This window comes from Streptomyces sp. SID5785, assembly GCF_009870065.1.
Classification (GTDB): domain Bacteria; phylum Actinomycetota; class Actinomycetes; order Streptomycetales; family Streptomycetaceae; genus Streptomyces.
The window spans coordinates 1-4,724 of the sequence record NZ_WWIA01000313.1; the positions used below are offsets into that span (position 1 = coordinate 1).

The 4,724-nt window shown below is 71.8% G+C and carries 4 protein-coding genes and 1 pseudogene; 4 read left to right on the forward strand and 1 reads right to left on the reverse strand.

Annotated elements, in window-relative coordinates; translation table 11 throughout:
• Positions 1 to 427: pseudogene (locus tag GTW43_RS10285) on the reverse strand (hypothetical protein); the annotation flags it as partial.
• 264 nt (positions 428 to 691) lie between these two features.
• On the opposite strand from GTW43_RS10285, the gene GTW43_RS10290 reads away from it, so the two are divergent.
• The 4 genes from GTW43_RS10290 to GTW43_RS10305 form a co-directional block, all read left to right on the forward strand.
• Positions 692 to 2,308, forward strand: a complete 1,617-nt coding sequence (locus GTW43_RS10290) for an ABC transporter substrate-binding protein (RefSeq protein WP_161301337.1) — start codon at positions 692 to 694, stop codon at positions 2,306 to 2,308.
• A 31-nt stretch (positions 2,309 to 2,339) separates the two neighbouring features.
• Positions 2,340 to 3,269 (forward strand): ABC transporter permease, encoded by a 930-nt coding sequence (locus GTW43_RS10295; protein ID WP_161301338.1) that lies wholly within the window; start codon positions 2,340 to 2,342, stop codon positions 3,267 to 3,269.
• Complete coding sequence (locus GTW43_RS10300; RefSeq protein ID WP_161301339.1) at positions 3,262 to 4,167, forward strand: ABC transporter permease; 906 nt, start codon at positions 3,262 to 3,264, stop codon at positions 4,165 to 4,167. The genes GTW43_RS10295 and GTW43_RS10300 overlap by 8 nt, the downstream gene beginning before the upstream one ends.
• A partial coding sequence (locus tag GTW43_RS10305) for an ATP-binding cassette domain-containing protein (RefSeq protein WP_161301340.1) occupies positions 4,164 to 4,724 on the forward strand: 561 nt, incomplete at its 3' end. The genes GTW43_RS10300 and GTW43_RS10305, both read left to right, overlap by 4 nt.

The window sequence follows — 4,724 nt, forward strand, 5'->3', positions numbered from 1 at the left end:
GGGCGCCGACAGCGGCGGTGACCAGGGCGTCGAAGTGCCGCCACGGGACGTCGTCCGGCACGGTCAGCAGCGCGACACCCGCGTCCTCGGCCGCGCTCACGCAGGGGGCGAGGTCGCACCCGTACGCCTTCATGACGACGGCACGGTATCCGCCCGCGCCGGCCTGCCGGATCGCGCCGAGGACGCCGTCGCGGTCCGTCGGCGCCCCCGCGAGGACGAGGAGGCCGTCGCGCTGCACGGGCACGGGCTCGTGCAGGCCCTGGAGGACCTGCCGGCCGACCTGGCCGCCCTCGCCCTGCGGCGCGCATTCCAGGTGGAGGACGAGCGGTCCCAGGGTCTCGCGCAGTCGGCGCAGCGTGATGCCCTCGGTCCTGCCGCCGACGGGCAACCCGGTGTCCGGAAACGATCGTTCGAAGGGGCTCGGCATGCCGGGCATCGTAGGCACACGGCCCGCGGCCGGATCAAGATCCGTCCACCCCCTGGTCGTGCCGGAGGCCACCGGTCTTCCGGCACCGTCCGACGGTGCCGGAAGGCCGCCGGACTCCGCCCGGCGGGCGAGTGTGACGCACCGGTTAACGGCGTGTGGATGCCGACAAACACCCAGGTCCGTTTTTGCCGGGCCCGACGATGCCGGGCCCGGGCCCGTGCGGGAGTCTCGGGGCCCTGAAGCCAGAAAGCCCTGGAGGTGGCCGTGTTGACTGTGCACAAGGGCGTCCGGCACGTACGGCGGGCGGCTGCCGTCGCGACGGTCTGCGTGCTCCTCGCCCTGCTGGCGGGATGTGGTGGCGGCCGGCCCGCCGGAGCGGCTCCCGGCCCCGACGGCGGCTCCTTCTCCGTGGGCGTCCCCTCCTGGTACGTGGCGCACCTGACCCCTGCGAAGGCAGGGAAGAGCAGCGTGGCCGACGCCCTGTGGACACCGCTCACGCAGATCGACGACTCCGGGAAGGTCGTCAACGCCGTGGCCGATTCCATGCGTTCGAGCGATCACCGGCACTGGTCGATCTCCCTCAAACCGCACTGGACGTTCCACAACGGCGAACCCGTGACCGCGCAGTCGTTCGCCGATGCGTGGAACGCCGCCGCCTACGGCCCCAACGCCATGCCGTACGGCTACCTCCTGGCCCCCGTCCAGGGGTACGCGGACCTCAATCCCCTGAAGGGGAAGCCGCATCGCAACACGCTGTCGGGAGTGCACGTCACCGGGCGCCTGACCTTCGAGGTCACACTCTCCAAGCCGCTGTCCGACTTCCCGTACGTTGTGGCGAGCACAGTCTTCGCGCCCCTGCCCAAGGCCGCCTTCGCCGACCTCACCGCGTACGACCGGCAGCCCATCGGCAACGGCCCCTACGAAGTCGCCGCACCCGGGCTGCGTCCGGGAGCGCAACAGCTGACGCTGAAGCGGTTCGACCGGTACGCGGGAACCAAGGGCGGTGCGGCGCGGATCGTCGTCAAGACGTACCAGGACGACGCCACCGCCTACACGAGCTTCCAGGCCGGTGCCGTCGACCTGGCTCTGGCCGGCGGGAACAACCTGGCGCAGGCGAGCCGCACCCGCCCCGGCCAGGTCACCACCGCGACCACGGGCGCTGTCGTCTACCTCGGATTCCCCCTGTGGGACCAGCGTTTCAAGGACCCCCGGGTGCGCCGGGCCTTCTCCCTGGCCGTCAACCGCAAGGCCATCACCCGCTCCCTGCTGCAGAGACTCGGGACACCCGCGCACGGGATCGCCCCGGACACGGTCGCCGGCGGCGGAAAGCAGACCTGTGCCGCCTGCTCCTACGATCCGGACCGGGCCCGCGCGCTGCTGGCCGACGCCGGTGGCTGGCACGGCCACCTCACGCTGGCCACCCAGCAGGATCCGCTCTACCGGACCGTCCTCGAGGCGATCGTCAACCAGCTCCGCACCAACCTCGGCATCACCGACATCACCCTGAAGACCCAGCCGGCCGACCAGCTCTATCCCAATCTCGCGGCCCACAAGCTCGACGGCCCCTTCCTGCTGTATCTGGGCGCCGCGTACCCCACGCTGTACGCACCCGCCGAACAGCTCTTCTCCGCCACATCGGCGACGAACACGACGGGGTACCGCGATCCCGCGTTCACCCGCCTGCTCGACCGGGCCGCGGGCGCGCCGACCGCCGCACGGTCCACGGCACTCGCCCGGCAGGCCGAGCGCACCGCCCTCGACACGCTTCCGCTCGCGCCCCTGTACCACCCCGTCAGCGGGGCCGTGCACGCCGAAGAACTGCACGGCGTCCGGCTCGACTACCTCGGGGACGTGCGGCTCCCCGGCATCACCGTGCACTGAACTCCCCCGCCCACGGCAGAAAGGGGTGCCCATGGCCCGATATCTCGTCCGCCGGCTCCTGACGATGATCCCGGTCGTCCTCGGCACGACGTTCATCATCTACGCGGCGGTCTACGCGCTGCCGGGCGATCCCGTCCAGTCACTCGCCGGCTCCGACCGCGCCGTCACCCCGGCGGTCGCGAGCGCCATCAGGGCGCACTACCACCTCGACTCCCCCTTCCTCGTCCAGTACGGGCACTACCTCGTCGGGCTGCTCCACGGCGACTTCGGCATCGACTTCAACGACACGCCCGTCTCGGCGCTGATCGGGGCAGGGTGGCCGGTGACGGTCCGGCTCGCGCTCACCACCTGGCTGTTCCAGGCCGTGGCCGGCGTCGGCCTCGGCGTCCTCGCCGCGCTGCGCGCCGGGCGTGCCCTGGACTCCCTCGTCCTCGGTGGCTCCACCCTGGTGCTCGCGGTCCCGTACTTCGTCACCGCGTACGTCGCCCAGATCGTGCTCGGCGACCGGCTCGGCTGGTTCCCCGTCTCGGGGACCGACGCGGGCTGGCCGACGAGCTACCTCGTCCCCGCCCTGTGCCTGGCCCTGCTCGGCATCCCGGAGACCGCGCGCCTGACACGGGCCTCCGTCCTGGAGAACCTGCACGCGGACTTCGTCGACACGGCCGTCGCCAAAGGGGCGAGCCCCGGTCGCGTCCTCGCCCGGCATGTACTGCGCACCTCGCTGATCCCGGTCGTGTCGATGCTCGGACTCACTCTGGGCACCCTGCTCTCCGGCACGATCCTCATCGAGGGGATCTTCAATCTGCCGGGCCTCGGCTTCCAGACCTTCCAGGGCATCCACCAGCACAACGGCCCGGTGGTCGTCGGCATCAGCACCCTGCTGGTCATCACCTTCCTGCTCATCAACGTGATCGTCGACGCCCTCTACGTCGTCATCGACCCGAGGATCCGCCTTGACTAGCCTCCTCCCCGCCCCGGACCGGACCGCCGTCGCCGCGTCACCAGGCCCGCCCGCCTCGCGAAGCCCCCTGCGCGCCATGCTGCGCCGACCGCGCTTCCTCGTCTCCGCGACCGGGGTGCTCCTGCTGTGCGCGACGGCCGTCGCACCGGGCGCGTTCGCCGGACTGTTCGGCCACGGTGATCCGCACGCCTGCACCCTCGACCGCAGCGGGCAGGGCCCCGCACCGGGCCACCCCTTCGGCTACGACATCCAGGGCTGCGACCTCTACGCCAACGTCGTCCACGGCGCCCGTGACTCCCTGAGCATCGGACTGCTCACCACCGCGCTCACCCTGCTGATCGCCGTGGTCCTGGGAGCCGCCGCCGGCTACTTCGGCGGCGCCACCGACCAGTTGATCAGCCGGGTCATGGACGTCTTCTTCGGCTTCCCGATGCTCATCGGCATGATCATCGTGTTGCAGACGTTCAGCGTGCACAGCGTCTGGAGCGTCTCGCTGGTCCTGGCCTTCTTCTCCTGGCCGGTGCTCACACGCATCATGCGCTCCTCCGTCCTCGCGGTCCGCGGCCTCGACTACATCACCGCGGCGCGCGAACTCGGCGCCGGGCATCTGCGCATCCTGCTCCGCCACGTCATTCCCAACGCGATCGCGCCGGTCGCAGCCCTCACCAGCATGAGCATCGGCTCCGTCATCACCGCGGAGGCCGCGCTGACCTTCCTCGGCGTCGGGCTGAGCGCCCCCGCGGTCTCCTGGGGCGTCCAACTCAACACCGCGCAGCAGTACTTCACCGAACACCTCGGCCTGCTGCTGTACCCCTCCGTCTTCCTGTGCTGTGCCGTCCTCAGCTTCGTACTGCTGGGCGACTGCCTCCGCGACGCCTTCGACCCGAGGTTGCGATGACTGCTTCCCCACGCCGCGCCCCGCACACGACCGGCCCACTCACCGCCCTGCCCGGATACGACGCCGACGCCCCGGCACTCGCCGTCGACCGGCTGCGGGTGGAGTTTCCCGCCACCCGGACCCGGGCGCGCGCCACGGTCGTCGACGGTGCCTCCTTCCACGTCGCCCCCGGCGAGACCCTGGCCCTCGTGGGCGAGTCGGGCAGCGGCAAGAGTCTCACCGCCCGTGCGACACTCGGCATCCTGCCGCCCGGCGCCACGGCCACCGGGGGCAGCGTCCGCCTGCACGGTGTCGACCTGCTCCGGCTGAGCCCCCGCCGGCTGCGCTCGCTGCGCGGGCGCCACCTCGCCATGGTGTTCCAGGACGCGCTCGCCGCGCTGAACCCCGTGCTGCCGATCGGCCACCAGATCGCCGAGGCCCTCCTCGTCCACGAGCGGACCAGCCGGCGGGAGGCCGCGCGGCACACGGCCGACCTCCTCGAGCAGGTGCACATCCCCGACCCCGCCCGGCGGATGCGCCACTATCCGCACCAGTTCTCCGGCGGCATGCGCCAGCGC